This window comes from Pseudomonas sp. FG86 (assembly GCF_057808775.1).
Genome location: NZ_JBMDIS010000091.1, coordinates 1 through 24,329 on the forward strand (window position 1 = coordinate 1; position 24,329 = coordinate 24,329).

At 61.7% G+C, this 24,329-nt stretch carries 21 protein-coding genes; 11 read left to right on the forward strand and 10 right to left on the reverse strand.

Annotated features, from left to right (window positions below):
• Positions 1-96: 96 nt before the first annotated feature.
• From xylB to ACODSV_RS30900, 6 genes are all read right to left on the reverse strand, one after another.
• The gene (gene xylB / locus ACODSV_RS30875) at positions 97-1,557 is read right to left on the reverse strand and encodes a xylulokinase (protein ID WP_150055021.1); all 1,461 of its coding nucleotides are present in this window, start codon (positions 1,555-1,557) and stop codon (positions 97-99) included.
• Between the two features lie 16 nt (positions 1,558-1,573).
• On the reverse strand, positions 1,574-2,566 hold the full coding sequence (locus ACODSV_RS30880; protein WP_150055022.1) for a LacI family DNA-binding transcriptional regulator: 993 nt from the start codon (positions 2,564-2,566) through the stop codon (positions 1,574-1,576).
• 21 nt (positions 2,567-2,587) lie between these two features.
• A complete protein-coding gene (locus tag ACODSV_RS30885) occupies positions 2,588-3,520 on the reverse strand; it encodes an ABC transporter substrate-binding protein (RefSeq protein WP_024075543.1) in 933 nt (310 codons plus the stop codon).
• A 34-nt stretch (positions 3,521-3,554) separates the two neighbouring features.
• Positions 3,555-4,523 (reverse strand): ABC transporter permease subunit, encoded by a 969-nt coding sequence (locus tag ACODSV_RS30890; RefSeq protein WP_093235470.1) that lies wholly within the window; start codon positions 4,521-4,523, stop codon positions 3,555-3,557.
• A 13-nt stretch (positions 4,524-4,536) separates the two neighbouring features.
• Positions 4,537-6,069, reverse strand: a complete 1,533-nt coding sequence (locus ACODSV_RS30895; protein ID WP_024075545.1) for a sugar ABC transporter ATP-binding protein — start codon at positions 6,067-6,069, stop codon at positions 4,537-4,539.
• 154 nt (positions 6,070-6,223) lie between these two features.
• Positions 6,224-6,775, reverse strand: a complete 552-nt coding sequence (locus ACODSV_RS30900; RefSeq protein ID WP_069076126.1) for a cytochrome b — start codon at positions 6,773-6,775, stop codon at positions 6,224-6,226.
• 181 nt (positions 6,776-6,956) lie between these two features.
• Here ACODSV_RS30900 and ACODSV_RS30905 point away from each other — a divergent pair, with 181 nt between their 5' ends.
• From ACODSV_RS30905 to ACODSV_RS30935, 7 genes are read left to right on the forward strand one after another with little or no spacing between them, the layout of a single operon-like run.
• Positions 6,957-7,634 (forward strand): thermostable hemolysin, encoded by a 678-nt coding sequence (locus ACODSV_RS30905; protein ID WP_024075547.1) that lies wholly within the window; start codon positions 6,957-6,959, stop codon positions 7,632-7,634.
• Complete coding sequence (locus tag ACODSV_RS30910; RefSeq protein WP_150055023.1) at positions 7,624-9,102, forward strand: AMP-binding protein; 1,479 nt, start codon at positions 7,624-7,626, stop codon at positions 9,100-9,102. The genes ACODSV_RS30905 and ACODSV_RS30910 overlap by 11 nt, the downstream gene beginning before the upstream one ends.
• Positions 9,099-9,773: an iron-containing redox enzyme family protein gene (locus ACODSV_RS30915; RefSeq protein WP_150055024.1), complete on the forward strand. Its 675-nt coding sequence runs from the start codon at positions 9,099-9,101 to the stop codon at positions 9,771-9,773. Before ACODSV_RS30910 ends, ACODSV_RS30915 begins: the two co-directional genes overlap by 4 nt.
• On the forward strand, positions 9,760-10,569 hold the full coding sequence (locus tag ACODSV_RS30920) for an SDR family oxidoreductase (RefSeq protein WP_069076123.1): 810 nt from the start codon (positions 9,760-9,762) through the stop codon (positions 10,567-10,569). Before ACODSV_RS30915 ends, ACODSV_RS30920 begins: the two co-directional genes overlap by 14 nt.
• Positions 10,566-11,210, forward strand: a complete 645-nt coding sequence (locus ACODSV_RS30925) for a tetratricopeptide repeat protein (RefSeq protein WP_102623319.1) — start codon at positions 10,566-10,568, stop codon at positions 11,208-11,210. Before ACODSV_RS30920 ends, ACODSV_RS30925 begins: the two co-directional genes overlap by 4 nt.
• Before the next feature lie 11 nt (positions 11,211-11,221).
• Positions 11,222-11,884: a response regulator gene (locus ACODSV_RS30930; RefSeq protein ID WP_150055025.1), complete on the forward strand. Its 663-nt coding sequence runs from the start codon at positions 11,222-11,224 to the stop codon at positions 11,882-11,884.
• Positions 11,881-13,260: an ATP-binding protein gene (locus tag ACODSV_RS30935; protein WP_150055026.1), complete on the forward strand. Its 1,380-nt coding sequence runs from the start codon at positions 11,881-11,883 to the stop codon at positions 13,258-13,260. Before ACODSV_RS30930 ends, ACODSV_RS30935 begins: the two co-directional genes overlap by 4 nt.
• On the opposite strand, the gene ACODSV_RS30940 is transcribed toward ACODSV_RS30935, so the two are convergent.
• The 3 genes from ACODSV_RS30940 to ACODSV_RS30950 are packed head-to-tail and all read right to left on the reverse strand — an operon-like array spanning position 13,253 to position 15,808.
• On the reverse strand, positions 13,253-14,491 hold the full coding sequence (locus ACODSV_RS30940; protein WP_150055027.1) for an MgtC/SapB family protein: 1,239 nt from the start codon (positions 14,489-14,491) through the stop codon (positions 13,253-13,255). The two genes, ACODSV_RS30935 and ACODSV_RS30940, sit on opposite strands and share 8 nt — an antisense overlap.
• Positions 14,488-14,703, reverse strand: a complete 216-nt coding sequence (locus tag ACODSV_RS30945; RefSeq protein WP_069076120.1) for a hypothetical protein — start codon at positions 14,701-14,703, stop codon at positions 14,488-14,490. Before ACODSV_RS30945 ends, ACODSV_RS30940 begins: the two co-directional genes overlap by 4 nt.
• Before the next feature lie 31 nt (positions 14,704-14,734).
• Positions 14,735-15,808 (reverse strand): NAD(P)-dependent alcohol dehydrogenase, encoded by a 1,074-nt coding sequence (locus ACODSV_RS30950; RefSeq protein ID WP_150055028.1) that lies wholly within the window; start codon positions 15,806-15,808, stop codon positions 14,735-14,737.
• Positions 15,809-16,050: 242 nt separating this feature from the next.
• On the opposite strand from ACODSV_RS30950, the gene ACODSV_RS30955 reads away from it, so the two are divergent.
• From ACODSV_RS30955 to ACODSV_RS30970, 4 genes are all read left to right on the forward strand, one after another.
• On the forward strand, positions 16,051-16,974 hold the full coding sequence (locus ACODSV_RS30955) for a universal stress protein (RefSeq protein ID WP_150095235.1): 924 nt from the start codon (positions 16,051-16,053) through the stop codon (positions 16,972-16,974).
• 205 nt (positions 16,975-17,179) lie between these two features.
• Positions 17,180-17,929: a fumarate/nitrate reduction transcriptional regulator Fnr gene (fnr, locus tag ACODSV_RS30960; RefSeq protein ID WP_069076118.1), complete on the forward strand. Its 750-nt coding sequence runs from the start codon at positions 17,180-17,182 to the stop codon at positions 17,927-17,929.
• 99 nt (positions 17,930-18,028) lie between these two features.
• Complete coding sequence (locus tag ACODSV_RS30965) at positions 18,029-18,595, forward strand: GNAT family N-acetyltransferase (protein WP_150095236.1); 567 nt, start codon at positions 18,029-18,031, stop codon at positions 18,593-18,595.
• A gap of 476 nt (positions 18,596-19,071) precedes the next feature.
• Positions 19,072-24,021, forward strand: a complete 4,950-nt coding sequence (locus ACODSV_RS30970; RefSeq protein ID WP_150055031.1) for a hypothetical protein — start codon at positions 19,072-19,074, stop codon at positions 24,019-24,021.
• Positions 24,022-24,091: 70 nt separating this feature from the next.
• On the opposite strand, the gene ACODSV_RS30975 is transcribed toward ACODSV_RS30970, so the two are convergent.
• On the reverse strand, positions 24,092-24,238 hold the full coding sequence (locus tag ACODSV_RS30975) for a hypothetical protein (protein WP_190300932.1): 147 nt from the start codon (positions 24,236-24,238) through the stop codon (positions 24,092-24,094).
• Positions 24,239-24,329: the final 91 nt, after the last annotated feature.

Here is a 24,329-nt window from a genome sequence, read left to right on the forward strand (position 1 = left end):
GCCCAACGCGGGGCAAGCCCGCTCGCCACAGGAAGCCCGCTCGCCACAACAAGCCCGCTCACCACAACAAGCCCCCTCGCCACAACAAGCACCGTATTAGTCGTGAAGGGCTTTTGCCGCGGTCAGCAGCCCCTGGAACTTGCGATAACGGGCTTCCAGCACCGGCTGCTGTATCAGGTCAGGCGTGTACCGCGCTTTTACCGGCATGCCCGCTTCCAACAGTGCGGCGCCTTGCCCTATCGCCAGGAACCCCAGCTTCGCCGCGCCCACGCAAGCGCTCAATTCGCTGCCGTGCAAGGTGTAGATTTCACGCCGCAGGATATTGGCCAGCAACTGCGCCCAATACTCACTGCGCGCACCGCCGCCCACCAAGGCGCACGAGGTCACGTTGGCGCCGGTCGATTGCACCGCATGCAAGGCGTCGAGCAAACCAAACCCCACCCCCTCCATCACCGCATACCCGAGCATCGCCGGTGTGCAGTCGTGACCCAGGTTCATGAAACCACCGCGCAGCAAGGGATCGTTGTGGGGTGTGCGCTCGCCGGCCAGGTACGGCAAAAACAACGGTGTGTCCAAAGGCACCGGCTGCCCGATGGGCAACTGCGCCTGCACCTGGTCCAATAGTGTTTGTTCATCTGAATGCCCCGTCAGTCGCGTCACCCAGCGCAGGCAACTGGCGCCAGCCAGCATCGCGCCCATGGTGTACCAGCGATTGGGCAGCGCATGGCAGAAGCTATGCACGGCGCTGGCCGGGTTGCCGGCCGCATGGTCGGTGATGGCGACAATCGCTGCGCTGGTGCCCAGGGTAATGAAGCCATCACCGGCGTTGATCGCGCCAATGCCGACCGCTGCGACAGGGTTATCGCCACCGCCCCCGGCAATCACCACGTCAGTGGATAAGCCCAGTCCCGTGGCCGTCAACAAAGCGCTCGCCGCGCCACCCTCCACCAGCCTGGGCAGTTGCTCAGGCGTAAGGCCGGTCGCCCGCACCATCGGGGAAAACCATTCCCGCCGTGCCACATCCAGCCATAACGTACCCGCCGCATCGGACATCTCGCTGATGCGCTCGCCACTCAGGCGCAGGCGCAGGTAATCCTTGGGCGACAGCACGCAATCAATCGCCTTGAACACCTCGGGTTCATGCTGTTGCAGCCACAGCAGTTTCGGCGCGGTCAGCCCGGCCATCGGCAGGCTGCCGGTGACGTCGGCAAAGCCGCTCCCGAGTTGCGCGGCTTCGGCCACGGCGCGGGAGTCGTCCCACAGGATCGCCGGGCACAACACGCGGTTGTCCGCCCCCAGCAACACCGCGCCGTGCATCTGCCCCGACAGGCCGATACAGGCCACGCGTGTAAACGCCTCGTGTCCGCGCAGTTGCGCCAACGCCTGCAAACAGGCTTGCCACCAGTCTTCCGGCGCCTGTTCTGACCAGCCGCTGTGCCGCCGCGACACGCTCAAGCGCACGCCGGCATGGGCCAGCACCGCACCACTGGCGTCCATCAGGATGGCTTTGAGTTCCGAGGTGCCCAGGTCGATGCCGAGGGAAACAGGACGGTTCATGCGTGTGTTATTCCAATCAATGACAGCCACAGGAGTTACGTAACTGCAGGGTCGGCGCCAGGCGCACACTCTGGGGTGGAGCGTCAGGCGACGCCATACGTTGCAGCAACAGGTCGACCGCGCGGGCGCCGAGGGCCTTGACCGGCTGCGCGATCAGGCTCAGGCGCGGCACGAAAAAGTCCGCCCAGTCAAAATCATCAAAGCCCACCAGGGCCATTTGCCTTGGCACTTCGAGCTGCGCGTCACGCAAGGCGTGCATCGCGCCGAGGGTCATCAGGTTATTGCCGGCCATGATCGCGGTGGGTGGCGCAGACAGGCCCAGCAATTGCACGGTGGCCTGGCGCGCCGGCTCGCTGTTGGAACCGCCATTGACCAGCAACTGCGGATCAAACGCCAGCCCTGCCGCGTGCAAGGCGGCGCGGTAACCGGCGACCCGTTCATCCGTGGTGCTGAACCCCGTACGCCCGGCAATAAACCCAATCCGGCGATGCCCATGGGCGATCAAGTGCTCAATCAGCGCCTGAGTGGGTTGGGTATTCTCGACCCCGACCTGGTCAAAGTGCTCGCTCATCATCCGATCCACCAGCACCGCCGGTATCTCGTTGGCCTTCAGGTACTCCAGGGCCAGCGAGCCGTTCGACGGCGCCAGCACAATGCCGTCGACGCGTCGGTGATGCAGCGCCGTGACCACCCGCAGCTCCTGCTCGGGGTCATCATGGGTGTCGACGAACAGCATCATGTAGCCGTGTTTGGCGCACTCGGTTTCAATCGCGTGCACCGTCTCGCTGAAGTAATGGTTGGACAGCGCCGAGATCGCCACGCCGATCGTGCTGGTGCTCGAGCGTGCCAGCGAGCGCGCCAGGGTGTTGGGGATGTACCCCAACTCCTGGATCGCGCGCTGTACCGCCTGCACCGTGGCCGGGCTGACTTTGCGGGTGCCGTTCAACACATGTGACACGGTCGATGTCGACACCCCCGCCCTGCTTGCGACGTCATCCATGGTGACCACGGCGCCGTTCCTCTCAATGAATCAATGTTTGCTCGACCAGCCGCTGTAGGTGCCGACGTTGTCACGGGTGATCAGTTTGGGCGTGAGCAGGGTCACCGCTTCGGCCGGGGCCTTGTCATTGAGCAGGTCATTGCCGATGTTCACCGCTGTCTGCGCCATGGCCCACGGGTCCTGGCTGGCGGATGCCTGGATCTGTGTGTCGGTCTTGAGCGCATGTTCGATATCCGGCGCGCCGTCCACCGACGTAATGATGATGCCGCTGCGCTTGAGCTGCTTGGCCGCCAGGTCGCTGCCGATGGCTTGCGGGTCGTTGATCGCGAACAGGCCGTCGATGCTCGGGAAGCGGGTCAGGTAACCCTGCATGGCGTTCAGGCCGCCTTCGCGCGAGCCCTTGCCGTCCTGGTCGTCGGACAGCACCTTGATGTCGGGTGCCGCGGCCAGGGCGGCCTTGCAACCTTTGACGCGATCGGTCACCGCCGTGACTTGCGGGCCGTTCTGGATAATCACGTTGCCCTTGCCCTTGAGCTTGTCCACCAGGAACTGGCAGGCCAGCTTGCCGGCTTCGACGTTGTCGGTCTGCACGGTGGCATTCACGCCCTTGGCGTCCACGTCCACGGCCACCACGACAATCCCGGCGTCGCGCGCTTTCTTGATCGCGGAGGCCATGGCAGAAGGGTCGACGGCGTTGATCAGGATCAGGTCGACCTTGGACGAGATGAAGTTGTCGATCTGCGAGAACTGCTTGCTCAGGTCATAGTCGGCCGACACCGAGGTCACCTTGACGTCGGGGTTCAGGGCCTTGGCCCTTGCGGTTGCGCCGTCGGCCAGTGTCACGAAATACGGGTTGCCGAGCGAGCCCATGCTGATGCCGAGGGCTTTGAGCTCGCGGGCTTCAACGGCTTGGGACATCAGGGCGGCCAAGGCCATGACGGGGAACAGATGTTTAAGGTTCATGCGGGTCTCTCTTGTGATTGTTGTATGAGTGAATTCAGGTGCGCGCACCGGATTGGCGATAACGATCCAGCGCCACTGCGCCGATGATCACGATGCCCTTGATGATGTACTGCCAGATATCCGATACCCCCAGCAGCACCAGGCCATTGGTGAGTACCGCAATGATCAGGGCGCCGATCAATGTGCCGCCGATGGTGCCGACCCCGCCGGTAAAGCTGGTGCCGCCGAGGATCACGGCGGCAATCGCGTCCAGTTCATAGGATTGCCCCAGTTGCAGGCCGTTGGCGGCGAACAGGCGCGAGGCGCTCATCACCGCACCGAGCCCGGCCAGCGCACCGGACATGGCATAGACAAACAGCAGCACTTTCCACACCTTGATTCCGGAGAGCCGCGCCGCTTCGGGGTTGCCGCCCACCGAATAGATCTGCACGCCCATCACGGTGCGACGCAGGATGAACCACGACAGGGCCACCACCGCCACGGCGATCACCACCAGCCACGGCACGCCGAGGATCGAGTCATTGCCGATAAAGGCAAAAGGCAGGTCGGGGTTGAACACCGTCTTGTCATCGGCGAGCAAGCGCGCCAGGCCGCGCATGGCGGTCAAGGCCCCGAGGGTGACGATAAACGGCGGCAGGCGCATGAAGGCAATCAGCCCGCCGTTGACCAGGCCCAGCAACAGGCCAAAGCCGATACCGGCGGCGATACCGAACATGCCGAACTGCGGCGACATCGACGCCTGCAACGCCACCACGGCCGACGCCGCCAGGATCGCCCCCACCGACAGGTCGATGCCCGCCGTGAGGATCACAAAGGTCATGCCCGCTGCCAGCACCACATTGACCGACGCCTGCTGGGTGATGATCGACAGGTTCTGCATCGTCAGGAAGTTTTCACTGGCCAGGGCAAAGCCCACCAGCAGCAGGATCAGCACCGGCAGCATGCCGACCGTGCGCATCAGCCCTCGGACGCGTTCGGCCTTGCCGACAGCCGGGAGGGTCATCGTGTTGTGTGAATCAGCCATGGGCAACCACCTGATCGCCACCAGTGGCGAGGTCAATAATACGTTCCTGGGAAATGACGTGGCCGGAAGCCCCGCCGACTTCGGCCACCAACTGGCCTTCGCGCATGATCAGCACACGGTCGCAGGTGCCGATGATTTCCGGCAATTCGCTGGAGATCACCACGATGCCGACGCCCGCCTGGGCCAGTTGGTTGATGATGCGGTAGATCTCGGACTTGGAGCCGATGTCCACGCCCCGCGTCGGTTCGTCGAGGATCAGCACATGCGGCTTGACCTCCAGCAGCCGCGCCAGCAAGACTTTTTGCTGGTTGCCACCGGACAACGCCCCCACATTGACCTTGCCCGAGGCCACGCGGATCGACAGTGACTTGATCGCGTCATTCGAGCGTTGCGCGGCATGCCGGCGATCGAGCACGCCACCGGCATGGGCGTCGGGCACACAGGCACAGACATTGATGTTGTCGGCCACGCTCATGTCGAGGAACAGGCCCTGGGCCTTGCGGTCTTCGGTGAGGTAGACCACGCCGGCCCGAATCGCATCGGCCGGGTTGCGCAGTTGGGTCACGCGCTCGCCCACCACTTCCAGGGTGCCGGAGGTGCGCGGGTCGGCGGCGAAAATCAGTCGCGCCAGTTCGGTGCGCCCTGCACCGACCAAACCGGCAATGCCCAGCACTTCACCGGCATGCAGGTCGAAACTGCAATTGCGCACGCGCTTGCCATCGGCCATGTCACGCACGCGCATCACCACGTTGCCGGGGTTATAGGCCGCGTGTTCCTTTTTGTAGAAACCGGAGAGGTCGCGGCCCACCATCATTTTCACCAACACCTCGGCCGACAGCGCGTCGCGGGTCAATTCGCCGATGTATTGGCCGTCGCGCAGCACCGAGACGCGGTCCGACAGCTCGTAGATCTCGGCCATACGGTGGCTGATATAGATGATCGCCAGGCCCTGGCTACGCAGTTGCTTGATCAGCGCGAACAGGCGGTCGGTCTCGCGGGACGACAGCGGCGTGGTTGGCTCGTCCATCACCAGCAACTTGGCATGGGCATGCAAGGCGCGGGCGATTTCCACCAATTGGCGCTCGGCGATCGACAGGCTGCTGACCTGGGTTGCCGGGGTGAACTCGGCGCCCAGGCGTTGCAGCACCTCGACGCAACCGGCCTGCATGCCCTGGCGGTCGATGGTCCAGCCACGACGCAGTTCCCGGCCCAGGTAGATATTCTCGGCCACGCTCAGGTTCGGGCACAGGCTCAGTTCCTGATAGATCACGGCGATGCCGAGGGCTTTGGCGGTGGCGGGCGTGAAGGTGGCGACACGCTGGCCGGCGATGCGGATTTCGCCGCCGGGATCGGCCTGGTAGGCGCCGGAGAGGATTTTCATCAGAGTCGATTTGCCGGCACCGTTCTCCCCCATCAAGGCGTGGATTTCGCCGGGGTAGACCTTCAGGCCGACATTCTTGAGCACACGCAAACCGTTGAAGGTTTTGCTGATGCCCTGCATCTCAAGCAAGGGTTCAAGGCTCATGACTGAGCTCCTGGTTTTATTATTTTTGTCTATCGACCCCTTGGATCAGAGCCGATTGCCACCGACTCTAATCAGATACATTTACTTACGCAAGCGCTTGCGTGCGCCGTTTGTCGCTAGAAGAAACGTTTCATCAAGCACTTTAATCGCAATTTCAGCCTTTGTAGCGTTTCGGCAGCATGCGCACCAGGGTGTTATCGCGCACCCAGTAATGGTGGAACAACCCCGCCGCCGCGTGCAGGCCGATCAACCAATAGCCGGCGCTGCCCAGCCACTCATGCCAGTGCTTGAACTGCCGGGCCAGGTCCGGGTCCGGTGCGACCAGCGTGGGTAAGCCGAACTCGAAATACGGCACCGGCTTGCCTGCGGCATTGAGCATCAGCCAGGCCAGCAGTGGCGTGATGATCATCAGGCCGTACAACGCCAGGTGCATCAGGTGCGATGCAGCCGTTTGCCAGGCGGGCGGTCGCGGCACAATCGGCGGGCGTGGCGCCAGGCGTCCCAGCAGACGCAGCCAGACCAGCACGAATATGCCAATCCCGAACAGCGCATGGCCACCGAGGAACACGCCCTTGAGCGCATGCCCGCGGGGCAGCAGGCCTTTGATTTCGATACAGGCGTACACGCCAACGAACAGCGCGAGCATCAGCCAGTGCAGGCTCATCGACAGCCTTGCGTAGCGCGTTGTCATCTGGTTTTCGGTCATGGGAAAGGAGCCTTATGCAGGAAGGGTGGCCGGTCTCGGCCTCGAAGCGTCGGCGTCACCCTGCCTGCGAAGTCTTAAGGCAGTCTGAAGATCGGCCGATCGATCATTTTCACCACCTTCAGACTTCGTTAAGAAATGCCTCCGATACTCCACCCAACTTCACTTGGGAGACGTATCGCCAATGCCCGACATCGATTGGAGCGATCGCTTGCCGCTGCTGTTTGGCCAGGCCGACAGTACGCCGCTATGCCTCGCCCGTGCCCTGCCCCAAGACCCTCAGCGCGCGGAATTCGAGGCGTTTATCCAACAGCGTTTTCGCATTGCCCACGGCGCCGATATCCGCCACTTCATGCCGCAGTTGTTTGGCGTGAGCCAGGCCAACGGTGAACTGTGTGCCGTCGCCGGGGTGCGCCTGGCGAACGCAGAACCGTTGTTCCTGGAACGTTACCTGGACCATCCGATCGAGCCACTGATCAGTGCCGCCGCCGACCAACCGGTGGAGCGCGGGGCCATTGCCGAAGTCGGCAACCTGGCCGCCAGCGATACCGGCAGCGCCCGCCTGAGCATCATCGCCATCACCTGGCTGCTGGCCATGGGTGGCCTGGAGTGGGTGGCGTTCACCGGCAATATCGGCCTGGTCAACAGCTTCCACCGCCTCGGCTTGAAGCCGGTCACCCTGTGCGCCGCCGACCCGCAGCGCCTGGGCGATGACCGCCATCACTGGGGCAGTTACTACGAAAGCCAACCTTGGGTGCATGTCGGCAATATCCGCGCCGGTTTTATCCATTTGCGCAACATGGGCCTGTTCTCACGCCTGGGGTTGCCTACCACGATTGAGGACGCCAGCCATGTCGCCTGAAACCCGCCGCTTCCACGCCGTGCTTCGCGGTTACGCCGAGCGCAATGACGGTGCTATCGCCTTGTGGGGCGACACCTTGAAGATGGATTACGCCTCACTGTTCGCCGAAGTCGAGTACCGCCGCGAACGCCTGCGCGACGAAGGCGTGAAAGTGGTCGCCCTGGCCTTGGACAATGGCGTCGAGGCCATGCTGTGGGACCTGGCGGTGCTGTTCGAGGGGCTGACCTGCCTGACCCTGCCGCCGTTCTTCAGCCCGGCACAGCGCGCCCACTGCCTGCAACAAAGCCACGCTGAGCGGGTGCTCGCCGAGCCCCACCTGGAGGCTGAACTGCTCGCCAGTGGCTACCGCCAATCCGGCGAATTCTGGTGCCGTACGTTTGAAGGCCGCCCTTCGATGCCATCGGCTACCGCCAAGCTGACCTTCACCTCCGGCACCACCGGGGCGCCCAAGGGCGTGTGCCTGAGCGCCGACAGCCTGTTGCGGGTGGCCCGTGAGTTGTACCAGGCCAGCCACGTCACCGACCCACGCCATCACCTGGCCTTGTTACCCATTGCGATTTTGCTGGAGAACCTCGGTTGCTACGCCGCGCTGTATGCCGGCGCCACCTTGAGCCTGCCCAGCCAGAAGAGCCTGGGTATCCAGGGCGCCAGCGCGGTGGACGCAGCGCAATTGCTCGGTTGCCTGGCGGCACGCCAGCCCCACAGCCTGATCCTGGTGCCGCAGTTACTGTTGATGTTGGTCATCGCCGCCGAGCAAAAGGCATTCAGCCCCCTGGGGCTGCGCTTCGCCGCGGTCGGCGGTGCGCGTGTGTCCAAGGCCTTGTTGCAACGGGCGCACCACCTGGGCATGCCGGTGTACGAAGGCTACGGGCTCTCGGAATGCGCTTCGGTGGTGTGCCTGAACCGCCCTGAGGCCAACCGGCCGGGGAGTGTCGGCCGGCCCCTGCCCCACGTGGAAATCCGCCTGGCTGAAGACGGTGAAGTGCTGATCAAGGGATCGACCCTGCTCGGCTACCTGGGCCAGCCCGGCCAGCCCGAACAATGGTGGCCCAGCGGCGACCTGGGCGCCTTCGACGAAGACGGTTTTCTCTACCTCAAGGGCCGCAAGAAACATCAGTTCGTCACCAGTTACGGGCGCAACGTCAACCCGGACTGGGTCGAGGCCGAGCTGACCCAGGGCGGGGTCATCGCCCAGGCGTTCGTGTACGGCGAAGCGCTGCCGCAGAACCACGCCCTGCTGTGGCCCCATCGCGCCGACTGCAGCGACGCCCAACTGGCCGCCGCCGTGGCCGAGGCCAATAGCAGCCTGCCGGACTACGCCCAGGTGCATCGCTGGACGCGCCTGGCAGAACCCTTCACCGCCGCCAATGGCTTGCTCACCGCCAATGGCCGGCCACGGCGCGACGCCATCGTCGCCCGTTATCAAGCCCCGCTTGCCCCTGCACTCAACGAGGAAACCTCATCGTGAATTTTTTCGACTCGCTGCAAGAAGCCACCCAACAGGAACGTCACGCACTGTTCAACCTGCCGATCATCCGTGATGCCATGGAAGGCAAGGTCAGCCTGGAAAGCTATCGCGCATTCCTGGCCCAGGCCTACTACCACGTACGGCATACCGTGCCGTTGATGATGGCTTGCGGCGCGCGCTTGCCCTCGCGCCTGGAATGGCTGCGCAAGGCCGTTTGCGACTACATCGAAGATGAATATGGCCATGAGCAATGGGTGCTGGATGACATCGCCGCCTGTGGCGGCGACAAGGCGGCGGTACGCGATGGGCGCCCTGGGTTGCCCATCGAATTGATGGTCAGCTACCTCTATGACCTGATCGCCCGTGACAACCCGGTTGGCCTGTTCGGCATGGTCAACGTGCTGGAAGGCACCAGTATCGCCCTGGCCACCCATGCGGCCGATAGCATCCGCGATCGCTTGCAACTGCCGGCCACCGCGTTCAGCTACCTGAGCTCCCACGGTTCCCTGGACATCGGCCACATGGAAACCTACCGCCGCTTGATGAACAGCCTGGATGATCCTGAAGACCAGGCTGCCGTGATCCGCGCATCCAAGGTGGTGTACGCGCTCTACACCGATATGTTCCGCAGCCTGCCGCGCCTTGGGGAGGCTTCCCATGCGCCTGTCTGACGCCCGCGTGGTGCTGACCGGCGCCAGCGGTGGGATTGGCCTGGCGATTGTGTCCGCCCTCTGCGCCAGTGGCGCGCGGGTGCTGGCCGTGGCCCGTCATCGTGGGCCGTTGGAAGGTTTGCTTGAACGCTATCCGCAGCAATTGTGCTGGGTAAGCGCCGACCTGACCTTTCTCGCCGACCGGCGCAAAGTGCTGGCCGCCGCCGAAGCCATCGGCGGCGTGAACCTGCTGATCAACGCCGCCGGTATCAATCACTTCGCGATGCTGGAGCAACTGGACGACAACGAAATCAACGGGATGCTGGCGCTGAACATCACGGCGCCCATCTGCCTGACCAAGCTGCTGTTACCCATGCTCAAGCAGGCGCCAAGCGCCATGGTGGTGAACGTCGGCTCTACCTACGGCTCCATCGGCTACCCCGGCTATGCCACCTACTGCGCCACCAAGTTCGCCTTGCGCGGCTTTTCTGAAGCGCTGCGCCGGGAACTGGCCGATACCCGCGTCGGGGTGCTGTACGTCGCCCCGCGCGCCACCCATACCAAGATGAACAGCCCCGCCGCGCAAGCCTTGAACGATGCGCTCAAGTCCAACGTCGACGACCCGCACACCGTGGCTTCAGCCGTGATCCAGGCGATTGCCAACGAGCGTCGCGATCTGTACCTGGGCTGGCCGGAGCGTTTCTTTGTGCGCCTTAACAGCCTGCTGCCCAACCTGGTCGACCGAGGCTTGCGCAAACAACTGCCGTTGGTACGCCGCTTGAGCGACAAACCCGAGAATGAGGACCTGAAACCATGAAACGACTTTTCGTTGCGCTGCTGCTCACCGCCCTGAGCCCCTTGACCTGGGCGCTGGAGGCCGCTGACCAGCAACGCCTGAACGACATCCAGACGCGCTGGGCCCAGATCCAATACAACCTGCCTGAAGAGCAGCGAACCCAGGCGTTCGAACAATTGGCCACCCAGGCAACGGCCTTCACCCAGGCCCGCCCCCAGGCTGCTGAGGCGTGGATCTGGTCGGGGATTGTCACCAGCAGTTGGGCCGGTGCCCAGGGCGGGCTCGGCGCGTTGAGCAAGGTCAAGGCGGCCAAGGTCGACCTGGAAAAAGCGCTGGCCCTGGACCCCAAGGCCCTGCAAGGCTCGGCCTATACCAGCCTGGCGGCCCTGTATGATCGCGTCCCCGGTTGGCCCATTGGCTTCGGCGATGCCGACAAGGCCGAACAGTTGCTCAAACAGGCCTTGCAACTGAACCCGGCGGGCATTGATAGTCTGTACTTCTGGGGTGACCACCTGTACCGGCAAAAACGCTATGGCGAAGCCCGTGATGCCCTGCAAAAAGCCCTGCTGGCCGCCCCCCGGCCGGGTCGGGAAACCGCCGATGCCGGGCGGCGCAAAGAGATCGAAAGCGTGCTGGCCGACATCAACAAAAAACTCAACTGACAGGAGTCTGCGTGCGCCTATTACTGATCGAGGATGACGTGGCATTGGGTGAAGGTATTCACCAGGCGCTGGTGCGTGAGGGCTACACCGTCGATTGGCTGCAAGACGGCAGCAGTGCCTTGCATGCCTTGCTCAGCGAAACCTTTGACGTGGTGGTGCTCGATCTCGGCCTGCCGCGCATGGATGGCTTGGAGGTGCTGCGACGCCTGCGTGACAGCGGCTCGAACCTGCCGGTGCTGATCCTCACGGCGCGGGACGCCACCGAAGACCGCATCGCCGGGTTGGATGCCGGCGCCGACGATTACCTGATCAAGCCCTTCGACCTGGCCGAACTCAAGGCGCGCCTGCGTGCCCTGCTACGGCGCAGCGCCGGACGTGCGCGGGTGATGATCGAACACGCGGGCATTTGCCTGGACCCGAGCACACAACAAGTCAGCTACCACGGTGAACCGGTGCTGCTCACGCCCAAGGAATATCAACTGCTGCACGAACTGCTGTCGCCGCCAGGCCGCGTGATGACCCGTGACCAGCTGATGCAACTGCTCTACGGCTGGAACGAAGAAGCCGAAAGCAACACCCTGGAGGTGCACATCCATCACCTGCGCAAGAAGTTCTCCAGCGAACTGATCCGCACCGTTCGCGGCGTCGGCTACCTGGTGGAGGAGCGCGGATGACCTCGATTCGGCGGCGCACCCTGACCCTGATCATCGGCCTGATGCTCGCCGGATTGCTGGTGATCAGTGTGCTGAACCTGCACGACAGCAATCACGAAATCGCCGAAGTCTACGATGCGCAACTGGCGCAGAACGCACGCCTGCTCCAGGGCGTCATGAGCATGCCGCTGGCGAGCAAAGACCAGACGGAGCTGTATCGCGCCTTCAACAAAGCCTTGGGCGAAGCCATGCCCAAGGTGGATGGGCACCCTTACGAAAGCAAGATTGCCTTCCAGGTGTGGAGCCCCCAGGGCGAACTGCTGGTGTTTACCGCCAGTTCACCGTCATTCGCCACGCCCCCGGAACAACCGGGCTACAGCAATATCGACGACCTCAATGGCCGGCAATGGCGCGGCTTCGTGCTCAAGGACAAGGACAATGGCCTGCGCATTTGGGTGGGCGAGCGCGACGATGTGCGCTCCGATCTGGTCCAGCGCATCGTGCGGCATACCTTGTGGCCGAATGTGCTAGGCAGCCTGATCCTTGCCGCCATGGTCTGGCTGGCGATTGGCTGGGGGCTCAAGCCCTTGGCCGACATGGCGGCCACCTTGCGTGCACGGCATTCCGGTTCCCTGGAACCGATGCAACTGACGCCCTTGCCCATGGAGCTGGAACCGATGCAGGCGGCGTTGAACCGTATGCTCGCGCAAATCCAGGACATGCTGGGTCGCGAGCGACGCTTTATTGCCGACGCCGCCCACGAAATGCGCACGCCCCTGGCGGTATTGCGGGTGCATGCGCAAAACCTGCTGGAAGCCGGCACCGAAACCGAGCGGCGCGAGTCCCTGGCCTTCCTGATCGCCGGTGTCGACCGCACCAGCCGCCTGGTCAACCAGTTGCTGACCATGGCACGCCTGGAACCGAGCGCCGGGCAGCCAGCGGTACAGGCGATCGACCTGGCGACAACGGTGCGTGAAACCCTGATCCAGTTGACCCCCTGGTTGCTGAGCAAGGACTTGGAACTGGTGTTCGAGGTCGACGATGCGCCGTACCAGGTGACGACCGACGCCGGCGCGATCGATATCGCCTTGACCAACCTGGTGACCAACGCGGCGAATTTCTCCCCGGAACATGGGGTGATCACCGTGGGTTTGTGCAAAAACGCCGAGTATTTCGCCCTGACCATCGACGACCAGGGCCCCGGCATCGATGAGGCCCAGCGCGACCGGCTCTTCGAGCGGTTTTACAGCCGCGGCAATGCCAAGGGGGCGGGCCTGGGCCTGACGATCGTACAAACCATCGCCCAGCGCCTGGGGGGGCGGCTGCGCCTCGAAAACCGGGAAACCGGTGGCCTGCGAGCGACCCTGGAGATCCCGGTGCGCGCGCACGTTACCTGAGCAGTGTGCCCAGCCACATTGCGCCGGTCAGCAGCACTTGCCCGGCGATCACGTAGGCGGCGAATGTGCGGCCGCCGCTGACCCAGGCCACCAGGCACTTGCTCAGCGCGTTGCAACTGAACACCAGCAATATCGGAATGGACGCAGCCTCCAGGGACAACTGGCCGCTGGTGGCCAGGGCGGCAATCGAGGCGATGGACGCGTGAGCGTCGGCGAAACCACTCAAGGTCGCGGTCAACATCACCCCCACCTGGCCGAAGTGATGGAGCATCACTGACGACAGGAAGGTAATGCCGGTCAGGGTCAAGACCATGATCAGCGCCAGCTTGAGGTCGAATGCACCGCCGACCTTGATGATTTGGCTGGCCGCTGTCGTCGGCGCGCGCAGCATCAGGGCTGCCCCATACAACGCGGTGGTGGCAAACCCGGCGAGCAGCGGCCAGGCCATCTGCGAAAGCAGCCTTGGCTCCACGGCGCCGAGGATCAGCGCCATTTGGGTCACGGTGGCAATATTCGAAAAAATCGCCGCTGCCGCGAGGGTGCGCAGGTGCTGCGGCTCCTTGGCGACGATCTGGCCCATGGCGGCCACGGTCACCGTGCTGGAAGCGAACCCCGAAGCAATGGCGCCCACGACGTAGCCATACCGCGGCCCAAGCGCGCGCACCGCCACATGGCCCACCGCCCCTACCGCCATCAACAACACCGTCAAGGTACAGATAGTGCGCGGGTTAAGCGCACCATAGGGGCCGATAAAGCGATCCGGCGCCAGCGGCAACACCACCAGCGCCACGATCAGCAGCAACAGCCCGTCACGCATTTCGATGTCGGTCAATTGGATGCGGGCAAAGTTATGCAGTTTGTCGCGGTAGGCCAGCAAACCGGCGACGACGACGCCGATGGCGATAGCCCGTTCGGGGGCGTCCCCACACCCTGCGCCCAATACCAGCACCATGAGCAAGGTGACTTCGCTGGTGATGCCCGGGTCTTTATCCTGGCTCTTCCAGTACGCCGTGCTGGCGATCACCGCCAGGCAGCCGGCGATCAGCCCCAACAACAGGCCGCCACCGACTTGCTGCGTCACATAGCCTAATAACGCGGTGATGGAATAAGTGCGCAAACCGGCAAAAGCGCGCAGTTCGCCCTGCCCCTTGCGACGTTCGCGCTCAAGCCCGATCAGCATGCCGATACCCAGCGCCGCAGCGGCACCGGCCAGGTCGAGGGTGTGCGTCATCCATACCCGCCGGTGCGAATCAAAGCCGGTGCAGAACCTGTGGTGCCCCTTGGCGCGGCGACGCTTGGCCAGGGATGAGGTGCGTCCAGCCGTGCCCGCAGGCGGTGCACGAAGTCTTCGGCTGCGGCCAGGCTGGTGAAATGCACGAACCAGGCGTCCATATGTACTGTCCAGCGCAGCGGCGCCTGTTGTTGTGTGATGGTGATCAGCATCCTTGGCCTCGGCTGGCGCCCCCAGGCGCCTTCAGGGAGTAATCGCGACCTTCATGACGCCATCGCGTTGATGGGCAAACAGCTCATAGGCCGCCTCGATATCGTCGAGCTTGAAGCGGTGGGTCACCAGGGGCGACAGGTCCACCCCGCCGATGGCAACCACGGCCATCAAGCGGCGCATGCGCTCCTTGCCGCCGGGGCACAGGGTCGACACGATGCTGTAATCCCCCAGCCCCGCACTGAAGGCGTCATAGGGAATGTGCAGGTCACTGGAATACACCCCCAGGCTGGACAGGCGCCCACCGGGGCGCAGCACGCGCAAGGCCGACTCGAACGTGCCCTGGGTGCCCAGGGCTTCGATCGCCACGTCGACCCCACGGCCGTCCGTGAGCGCCATGATTTGCTCGACCACATTGCCTTTCTTGAAATCGACGATATGGGTAGCGCCGAGGCTGCGGGCGACGTTCATGCGTTCACTGACCCCGTCGACCCCGATAATCATGGATGCGCCTTTAAGGCGTGCCCCCGCCACCGCGCACAAGCCGATCGGCCCCAGGGCGAATACCACCACCGTGTCGCCAATGCTCACCTCGCCGCGCTCCGCCCCGGAAAACCCGGTGGACATGATGTCCGGGCACATCAGCACCTGTTCGTCACTTAAACCGTCGGGGATCGGGCACAGGTTGGCCAGCGCATCGGGGACCAGCACGTATTCGGCCTGGCAGCCGTCGAGGGTATTGCCGAATTTCCAGCCCCCCGCCGCGCGAAAGCCATGCCGTGTATCGGGCCCGTCCTGGGAGCCACACCCGCACAGGCAGGCGTAGCTTTGCCCGCTGGGGGTGATGGCGCCGGCGATCACCCGCTGGCCTTCGACAAACCCGCGAACCTGGGACCCCAGCCGCTCAATCACGCCCACCGGTTCATGGCCCACGGTCAGGCCTTTGGCGACCGGGTACTCGCCGCGCAGGATATGCACGTCGGTACCGCAGATGGTGGTGGTGGTAATGCGCACCAAGGCGTCCAACGGACCGACTTCGGGAATGGGTTTGTCGTCCAGGACGATGCGGTTTTTTTCAACGAAGACAGCTGCTCTGATGGTTGCCATGCTGTGACCTCCTGGGCCGGAAAAGCCTGATTGGCGACCAGACTGCGCCGCGAATGCGCTGCGCAAGTTGATCATGATCAACAATCCCCTGATTGATCGTGTTCCCTGACCGCGCATCGTTCTCCCTGCCCCGGCTCAAGGCGACTTGATGCAAGTCAAACCGCCACTGGCGCCCCGCGCGATGATGTCAGGCAGGCACCATTGCCCGCTGCTATCCGCCGCTTACCCAAGGGAGATTGCCCATGTCCACTCAAGCCCGTTACTTGCTGCTGGTTTCGCCATTGATGGAGCACAGTCCGGCCTTCGACAGGGCCGCTGCCCTGGCCAAGGCCGAAGGCGCCGCGCTGCATATCCTGGCGTTCGATTACCTGGAAGGCCTGGCCACCGCCGGCCTGGTCAATGAACAGGCGCTGGAGCAAATGCGCCTTGGCTATGTCGAGCGTCATCATCAATGGCTGGAGGATCAGGCCCGGCCGTTGCGCAATCTCGGGCTGACGGTCACCACCGAGGTGGCCTGGGTGGAACGCCCGCTGCAGGAGATATTGGTGCGTCTCAAGGAAGAGCCGATGGCTGTGGTGATCAAGGCGCTGGAGCATGAGTCGCTGCTGTCGCGGCTGATGTTCACGCCACTGGATGTGCACCTGATTCGCGAATGCCCGGTGCCCCTGCATTTTGTCAGCGGTGCGCAACATGCCTTGCCGCGCAAGATCGTGGCCGCCGTGGACCCGTTCCATCGCAATGAGCACTATGACGACCTTAACGACCGCATCCTGCATGAAGCGGTCAAGTTGGCCACCGCCTGCGATGCCGAGGTGGAAGTGGTGTACGCCCATGACCTGTCCGACCTGGGCGCCCAGGAGTACGGGTTTGGCAGCGGCGCCGGCTTCTTCTCGTCGGTCGCAGCCAAGCGTTTGTTCGACGAACAGGGGCAGGCCTTCAATGACCTGGCCGCGCGCAACGGGATCCCGCCAGCACAGCGCCATATGATCCTGGGCAACCCGGCGAAAGTGCTGTCCAGCTACGCCGATGCCTACAATGTCGATGTGATTGTCATGGGGCGGGTCGGCCATCACGGGTTGTCGCGCTTACTGGGTAGTACAGCCGAATCGCTGTTGTACAAGATGCCGTGCAGCGTCTGGATGGTGAAGCCCGAAATCGTTGATTGATCACACGCACTTTGCCCTCCCCCGCGGCACCGTTCGTCGCGGGGGTACTTCGCGCCAAAGCCATTCATTTGAATATCATGCCTAACGCCAGGCATTCAAAGCTGGCCAACTTCCTAAATATATAAGTCTTGCACCTAGCTTTTTTCATCACGTGTTGTTTAGTGTTATCTAGGCAACCCAAACGTGTGCAAGAGGCTTTTTTCAAATGAAGTCGACACCAATACTTGTACAAACGCAAAATTTAAGGACAGCTTGCGCCAATTGCAGTGTTCTAGAGTTGTGTCTACCCATCGGTCTGAACGATAGCGAAGTGAGCCGCCTGGATACACTTATTCCCCAACGGGTCAAAGTTAAAAAAGGCGCCTCGCTGTATCGCACCGCAGACCCGCTGCGCTCGCTCTACGCCGTGCGAACCGGCTTTTTCAAGACCTGCATTGTCTCCCTGGACGGTCGCGAACAAGTCACCGGCTTCCAGATGGCCGGGGAAATGCTCGGCCTGGACGCCATCAGCGCCGAGCAGCATGCCTGCCATGCCGTGGCCCTGGAAGACAGCGAAGTGTGTCCGATTCACTTCCACCAACTTGAACGGCTGGCCAGCCAGATTCCATCGCTGCAACATAACTTGAACAAGATCATGAGCCGCGAAATAGTGCGTGATCACAGTATGTTATTACAAATGGGCAATATGAATGCCGATGAACGACTGGCCGCGTTTGTATTGAATCTATCGGCGCGCATGAGTACGCGCGGTTATTCATCCCGCTCTTTTGTATTACGGATGAGACGCGAAGAAATCGGCTCTTACTTGGGCCTGCGCCTGGAGACGGTATGCCGCAGTATCGCGCAACTGCGCAAACTGGGCCTGGTGCATATCAGCGCTCGCAATGTCGACATTCTCGATATGCCGCAACTCAAGAGGTTTATTGCCGGCTGTCATCGGCATGGGCCGGAGTGATGCTGATCTGATCCAGGTCAGCTTTAACGGTCGGTAAAGGCGTACAAACCAATGGAAAAGACGCTGTTTCAATCCCGTCCAACCTTTGGAGGTCATGCCATGCCCACCCTCGCAGAACACAACAGGCAAGCCGATGCCGCCTATAAGGAGGCAGCCCCCCACGAACACTGGATCGACGAACTCAAAGACGGCCGCCACGTGCTGATACGTCCGTTGACCGCCGCCGATCGAGAGCGCGAATTCGATTTCATCAAGAACCTGTCCCCCGAGTCGCGGCACGCGCGCTTCCTGGGTGAAATCAACGAGCCCGGCAAGCGCCTCATGGATCAGTTGATGAATGTCGATAATCAGCACCGTATGGCCTTTATCGCCCTGGTGCACGACAACGGCAAGCTGATCGAGATCGGCGTGGCTCGCTACGCCGCAGCCAAGGAGCACGAATGCGAATGCGCGGTCACCGTGGCCGATGACTGGCAACAACTGGGCCTGGGGTACATCCTGATGCAGCACCTGATAAAGGCGGCGCGCGCCAACGGGTTCAAACGCATGTACACGATCGACGGGGCCACCAACTCCCGGTTGCGCGACCTGACCCGTGACTTGGGATTCCATAGCGTGATCGATCCGAATGACAGTACCCAGGTGATCAGCAGCAAAACGCTTTAAACATCGCCCCGGGAGCGCGCCGAACGGTGACTGCGGGTGGTCACCGAAGGCGTGGCAACTCAGGACCAACCGGGGTTCTAAAGCGACCGGCTGCAATCAGATCCAGGCGCATCTGTTCAGCCGATCGCTGCCGGTGAAAACCTTGGCGCGGTTTCTTTTGGAGCGCCTCGGCGCGGTACTCAACTCAATAGCGCCATTCAAGGCGCGTCCGATACTTGACGTGCCTACGAAGCTGTCATCGGTCAACTCATACAACCCTCTTTTGAGGGCGACATCTGACGCGCAGACTGCCACGACTTGCGCGCCGAGGAGACATATGAAGTAACCACCCCGTGAGCGAACGGCGGAATCAACTTGGCGGTGGTAGTTACCTAGGTGCAATGCTGCGGGAAATGGATAGCCCGAGACACCTTTCTCCTCATAAAGCGACCCAGCGCATGAACAGCCTATCCAGCCCGATACCCTCGCGACCTCGCATGCCCGCCCCACAGCCCCTGCTTGCCGCCTCACACGTCGCCCGGCAAAAGCATGAGGCGCCCTCCCCACCTGCACCGGCTGAAGCCCGCCGCACCGAGGGCGATCAAGCATTGGCGATGGAGTATCGCGCGGCACTGCTGCGCGCCGCCAATGGGGGGCAAGATATCAAGATCTCTGTTGCGCCTGCCTCCACCTTCGGCCTGTTCTGGGCACAACTGCAAAGCGCTTTCCAGTCGCCTGAGGTCCTTCAATGGATTCGAAAGAAAGGGATCGCCCCTCAATCGATCACGCTCAATCCGCAGTTCGGTCAGATCTCTTTTACGCAAAAGCATGCGCTCGATCCCACACATACGCTGCACACGGTCAGCCAGGACGACAAAGAATGGGCGGCGATCAGCGGGCCGATCCTGCAGGCCGCGCGCGTCATCTGTGCGGGTCGCCCCGATACCCCGTTCACACCGCCCGCGACAATTCTCGATGAACCGGTTCCATGGACGCTGGTGGGGCAGTTCTACAATGAGCCGTTGGGCCTGACGGCCCCCGCGATGCGTGCGCGTGCCGCACAAATAACCCCTGCCCAAGGCTTTAATCCACTCGATCCCATCACCTCGGCAGGGTTGATCGAATCGCGCAGCGACAGTGCGCTTCAGGATCATAAGGCGTTATTGGGGGATATTTTCAACCGCTACCAGATCGTCACGGAACTGCGTCACCTGGCGGCGTCCGTAGAGAATGGCAGCGTACTGGTCGAGCGCATCGAGGATGAATTGAAGAGCAGGCTCGTCGATCTTTCCTCCGACAGTACCTATCAGTCCCCCAGTAAAGGCAAATGGAAACAGGCGCCCCTTCTACAACTGCTGCGGGATCATGACTGTGATATCCCCACCAGTCATGAACAACTGGTGAACCTGGCAACCTCCCTGGCCACCCCACAGTCCAAGGCCCCCGCCAATGGCAACCTGGGGGGCGCGCTCGCCTGGCCCGAGCCGCTGGCCCAAGACAACCTGGAACAACTGAGGGCGGACATACGCGCAGGTAAAATAGGCACGATCACCCTGAGCCCGTTTGGCACTGTGTTGGACTACCTGCTTAACAACAGGCCGATCTCGACCGAGGAGCAAGGTAACCCGCGACGCTTGATTGACACACTGATTCATTCACCCAGAGGCGTGGCATTAGGTAATGCCCTCCAAGCCGCGTTCGAGGCCCGCGGCGTCAAAGGCAGTCCCGCCGACTGGCTGCTGGCGGCCTTGAACGTCGAGAGCGGTCCTGACGCTGGCAAATCAACGAACACCTCACCGGGCTACATTGAAGGTTATCGATTGGTCTCAGCGGACACGCTCGGTCATTCACCTTCGGCAATCATCAAGGCGCTGGAGGATCAGTTGGTCACCAACGGCAGCGCATCATCGCCGCAAAAAGCCAAGATCCGCGCTCATCTTCTGCTGGCCAGCCGAGCACCGGAGTTCCTGGTCAAGGATATTCCGGACCAGGTTCGCGTGGGAGCCCACAACTGGGTCAGCTTTACCACGGCGGTCGCACGCATTGAAGCAACAGCGCCAGGCGCGACGGCGGGGATGAGTTATGCGCAAATCATGCTTGAAGCCGATAACGCGCCGATTTCCGAAGCGCAACGCCAGGTCGAATACGCGGCACAGAGCGAGGCGATCAAGGACTGGGGTGTCGCCAACGGCATGAGCTATCCGGTCACGGAAGCGGCAATAAAGGCCGTGCGCGAGGCCTTCAGTACGCAGATTCGCGAGCTCAAAGAGGCTTCCGAAACGCGCCTCGCAGAGATGCCCAGTACCAAAGCCCTGGCCTTGGCGCAACTGAAAAAGGCCATTCCAGAGATGGACCCGGCCCTGTTCGAGAAAAAATGCATCACGTTGCAACCCTCCAGCCGGTATTTCCCGGGGCCCTACTCGATATTGGATATGTATATCGATGGGCGATGCCTGCTGGGCACGCCTGACTCTGCCGATAATTGGGGCCCCGCCGGTCGCGCGGTTGTAGCCGCGATAACCCTGGGTCAGGTCGCTATTAAGCCGGACGGGAAACCTGCAACCTGGGTGTCTTCATCGAGCGAGATAAACGTTTCTGATGTCCTGGCAAAGCTTCACGACCTGCCGCGCCCCCTGACAACATTTAAAGAACAGTTCCCGGTGTTCGCCAACGCCGTTAAAAAAACCACGTCCGCGCAGCTCAAACTGCTTATTTCAGCCCTGCCGCGAGAAGACCGGGAGAATCTGGAGTTTGGCAAGCTAACCATCCGCAGGGAAATTGTTTACCGCTTCAAGGACCATCCCAAGCGAGTGACCGAAGGCGCGCTGTTGATCGAAACGCAGCGCAACGGCAAGGTCATGACGTATGAAATCGACCGCCTGAAAGGCACGATCACCAAGCATGCGGACAAGTCCTACCAGGAATACCCGCCCACAGCCCGTTTGTCTCTTCATCCAGGTAAGCGGTTCGATGTGATCGCGCCCGAAGGCAAGCACCCTGCTGGCCTGGCGGATGAAAAAAAAGGCGCGCAAGGGGCATTCAATAGCTTCAGCAGCGCAAGGACCCAATACATTGTCGATGCGATGATTGCGGATATGGACCTGCCGGCGGTGGAAACATACGCCAAGGGCGCAACGACCTTCGAGACGGAGGTACCGGCCCATGAAATTCTGACAGAGATCGCGCTGAACCTGATCCCGCTCCGGTCGGCCATCAAGAACTTCAACGCGGGCAACATTGGTGACGGCATCATCGATCTGGCCGTTGATATCTTCGGCTTTATAATGGCTCTCGGGCCGGCAATCAAGGGCGCGAAAGCCTTGGCTGCTGGCGCCTCGGTACTGTCCAAGGCACTCCAGGTGGGCAAGATCCTCGGGCGCGCCGCCGTTGGCGCGCTTAACCCGGTCAGCGGTCTTGACGATCTGGGACGTGGGCTTTTGCATGCAGGCCGTAAAGCCATCACCGCAGGCTACAAGGGTGTTAAACACTTACGCGGCTCTTACCGCAGTGTGAATTTGCTTAGCCTGGCAAAAAAGCCGGATATTGCTGAAGGCACCTACAAAGCAGCCAATGGCGCCTCTCAACGTAATGTCCTGGCCAAATACGATGAAGCCACAGATAAGTGGCATGCCTTTGATCCGCGCACCCAGCAAATGTACGGCAAGGCTCTGGATGACTTTGCCATTGCCCCGCCCGGTTCAAACGATGTGAACAACTTGCAGGCCATCGCCGGCAAAGACACTTTCTGGTCCAGAATGACCAAGGCAGTCGAGATGCTCAAAGGCACGTCCGGCAACTACGATCTGTTGAAAGCCGCCAGTAAAAATCATGATGCTGCCGCCATCGGCTCTATCAAGCTAGCAGGCCGGGCCACCGACAGTGGTGCCGTGTTTCAAAACGGCAAATGGTACAAGTATGACCCCAATACCCAACGCCCGTATGGTCCGGCGCTCAGCGACTTCAAGCCCAAGGTCGTCGCGTTTGAAGGGGAAATCAAAATCTCGTTAGCCGATAGCTGGTATGGAAAGATGATAGCGTCCATCGTCGCACCGGCGGCGGACAACCCGAACTTCCGCCAGGAATACCTGACTACGATCACCAAGGCCGAGAATAATTCACCCGCTGCCTACCTCAAGGGGCTGAACAACGGTAAGCCTGAGGCAATCTATGGCTACTCACCGACATTGAAAGTGGATGACCTGAAACGCCTGGCCGTGGCTGAACGTCGCTCGGCGGAAGAACTTGGCAGCCTGGCCCGACGAATAAGCGATCTCGAAATTCTCCCCAGACGATTGGAAGTAGAGGTGGGTTCCGCGAAAGGCGGTGCTCAATCGGCTGCCTATAAGAAGGGATATGACAAAGGTAACCCGGCTGAGTACAAGAAGTCCGATGACGGCGTTGCCCCTACTGCGTCCACGGCCGGGGGGGACGCGGACAAACCCGTCGGGATTACAGGTTTCTCGGACGACTTGACCCTCAATCAGCTGGCCGAACTGGCGACAGCGCCAGGCCGTACCCCCGCTGAGTTAGGTCATCTGGTCAGGTATATGGAGAAACGCAGGATCAAAGTCAGCCTGGAAAACTACGCCGTATTCAACGCCGAAATAGCCGCCGCGGGGGGCAAGGCAACACCACTGCCCCAGGGTTTCTACCTCAGCCAGGCCGCGCTGCTCTCAGAGGGCGAATGCGCGGCACTGTCGAACGTGATGGCTACGGCCGTCAAACAGGGCAAGCAAGAGATCTTCATCAAGAATCTGTACAACGCCATGGTGCCGACGCTCACCCCGGACGAAATTGCCGCGATGCAAAAAATCAACCCGCAAAAAGCCGCGCTGGAACAACACAGGGCAATCCGTGTTCCTAAGTTCCGCAAGCAGCTGGATGAACTACAAAGCGTACTGGGCAACAAATTTCATCTTGATAGGGCGTCACTGCAAGTTCCCTACACCGAGATTATTGCGAAGTTGGAAAGGGCAAACAGTTCGACGACGCTGTTGATCAATGGCCCCGGGCATGGCATTACCGCTGGCGTACAAGTGTTCCCCGGCAAAAAGCAGTGGTTCTATTTCGACCCCGACCTCGGAAAGGTTACATTTGACTCGGAAGCAAAAATGAGTGCCGCGCTGGAGAGCACAATAAAGTCCGGTAGCGCCAAAAATGGCATTACCTCTGGCGTGGAGAAGACCCCCGACAAAAAGCAGTGGTTCTATTTCGACCCCAACTTCGGAAAGGCTACATTTGACTCGCAAGCAAAAATGAGTGCTGCGCTGGAGAGCACATTAAGGTCCGGTCGCACCAAAAACCTGTTGCCGCACTATGGCAATAACCCGGCGCTGCCCGAGTATAAAATTTCAGTCTTCGATGAGGTGGAACTGAACAATACCCTCAGAGCGCAGCTGTCAGCAGACTCGTCCGACGTGTCCAACTTGTTCAGGGCTGAGCTGTAATGGGCACGGGCCAGGCTGCATAGGCGGTGAGATGTACCACCGACGCAGCCTGGCTTGCGTTCGGCTGTCGCTACGGGGTAGCAGGCTCAGGGTTTTCGGCATTGCCGGCCTGCGTCGCGTCATCCGGTTCTTTCAGCGGCACTTCGGCATCGTCCATCAGCGATCCCGGGTCTTCGTTGCCGGGGTCGTTGAGTTCTTCGTCCTGTTCTTTTGACATGACCGTCTCCTCTAACCGCCTTGAGTATCGATATCGGCATCGGTTTCAGGCTTGGGCTCGCGCTCGGGCTTGAAGTCTGGACTGTAGTCGT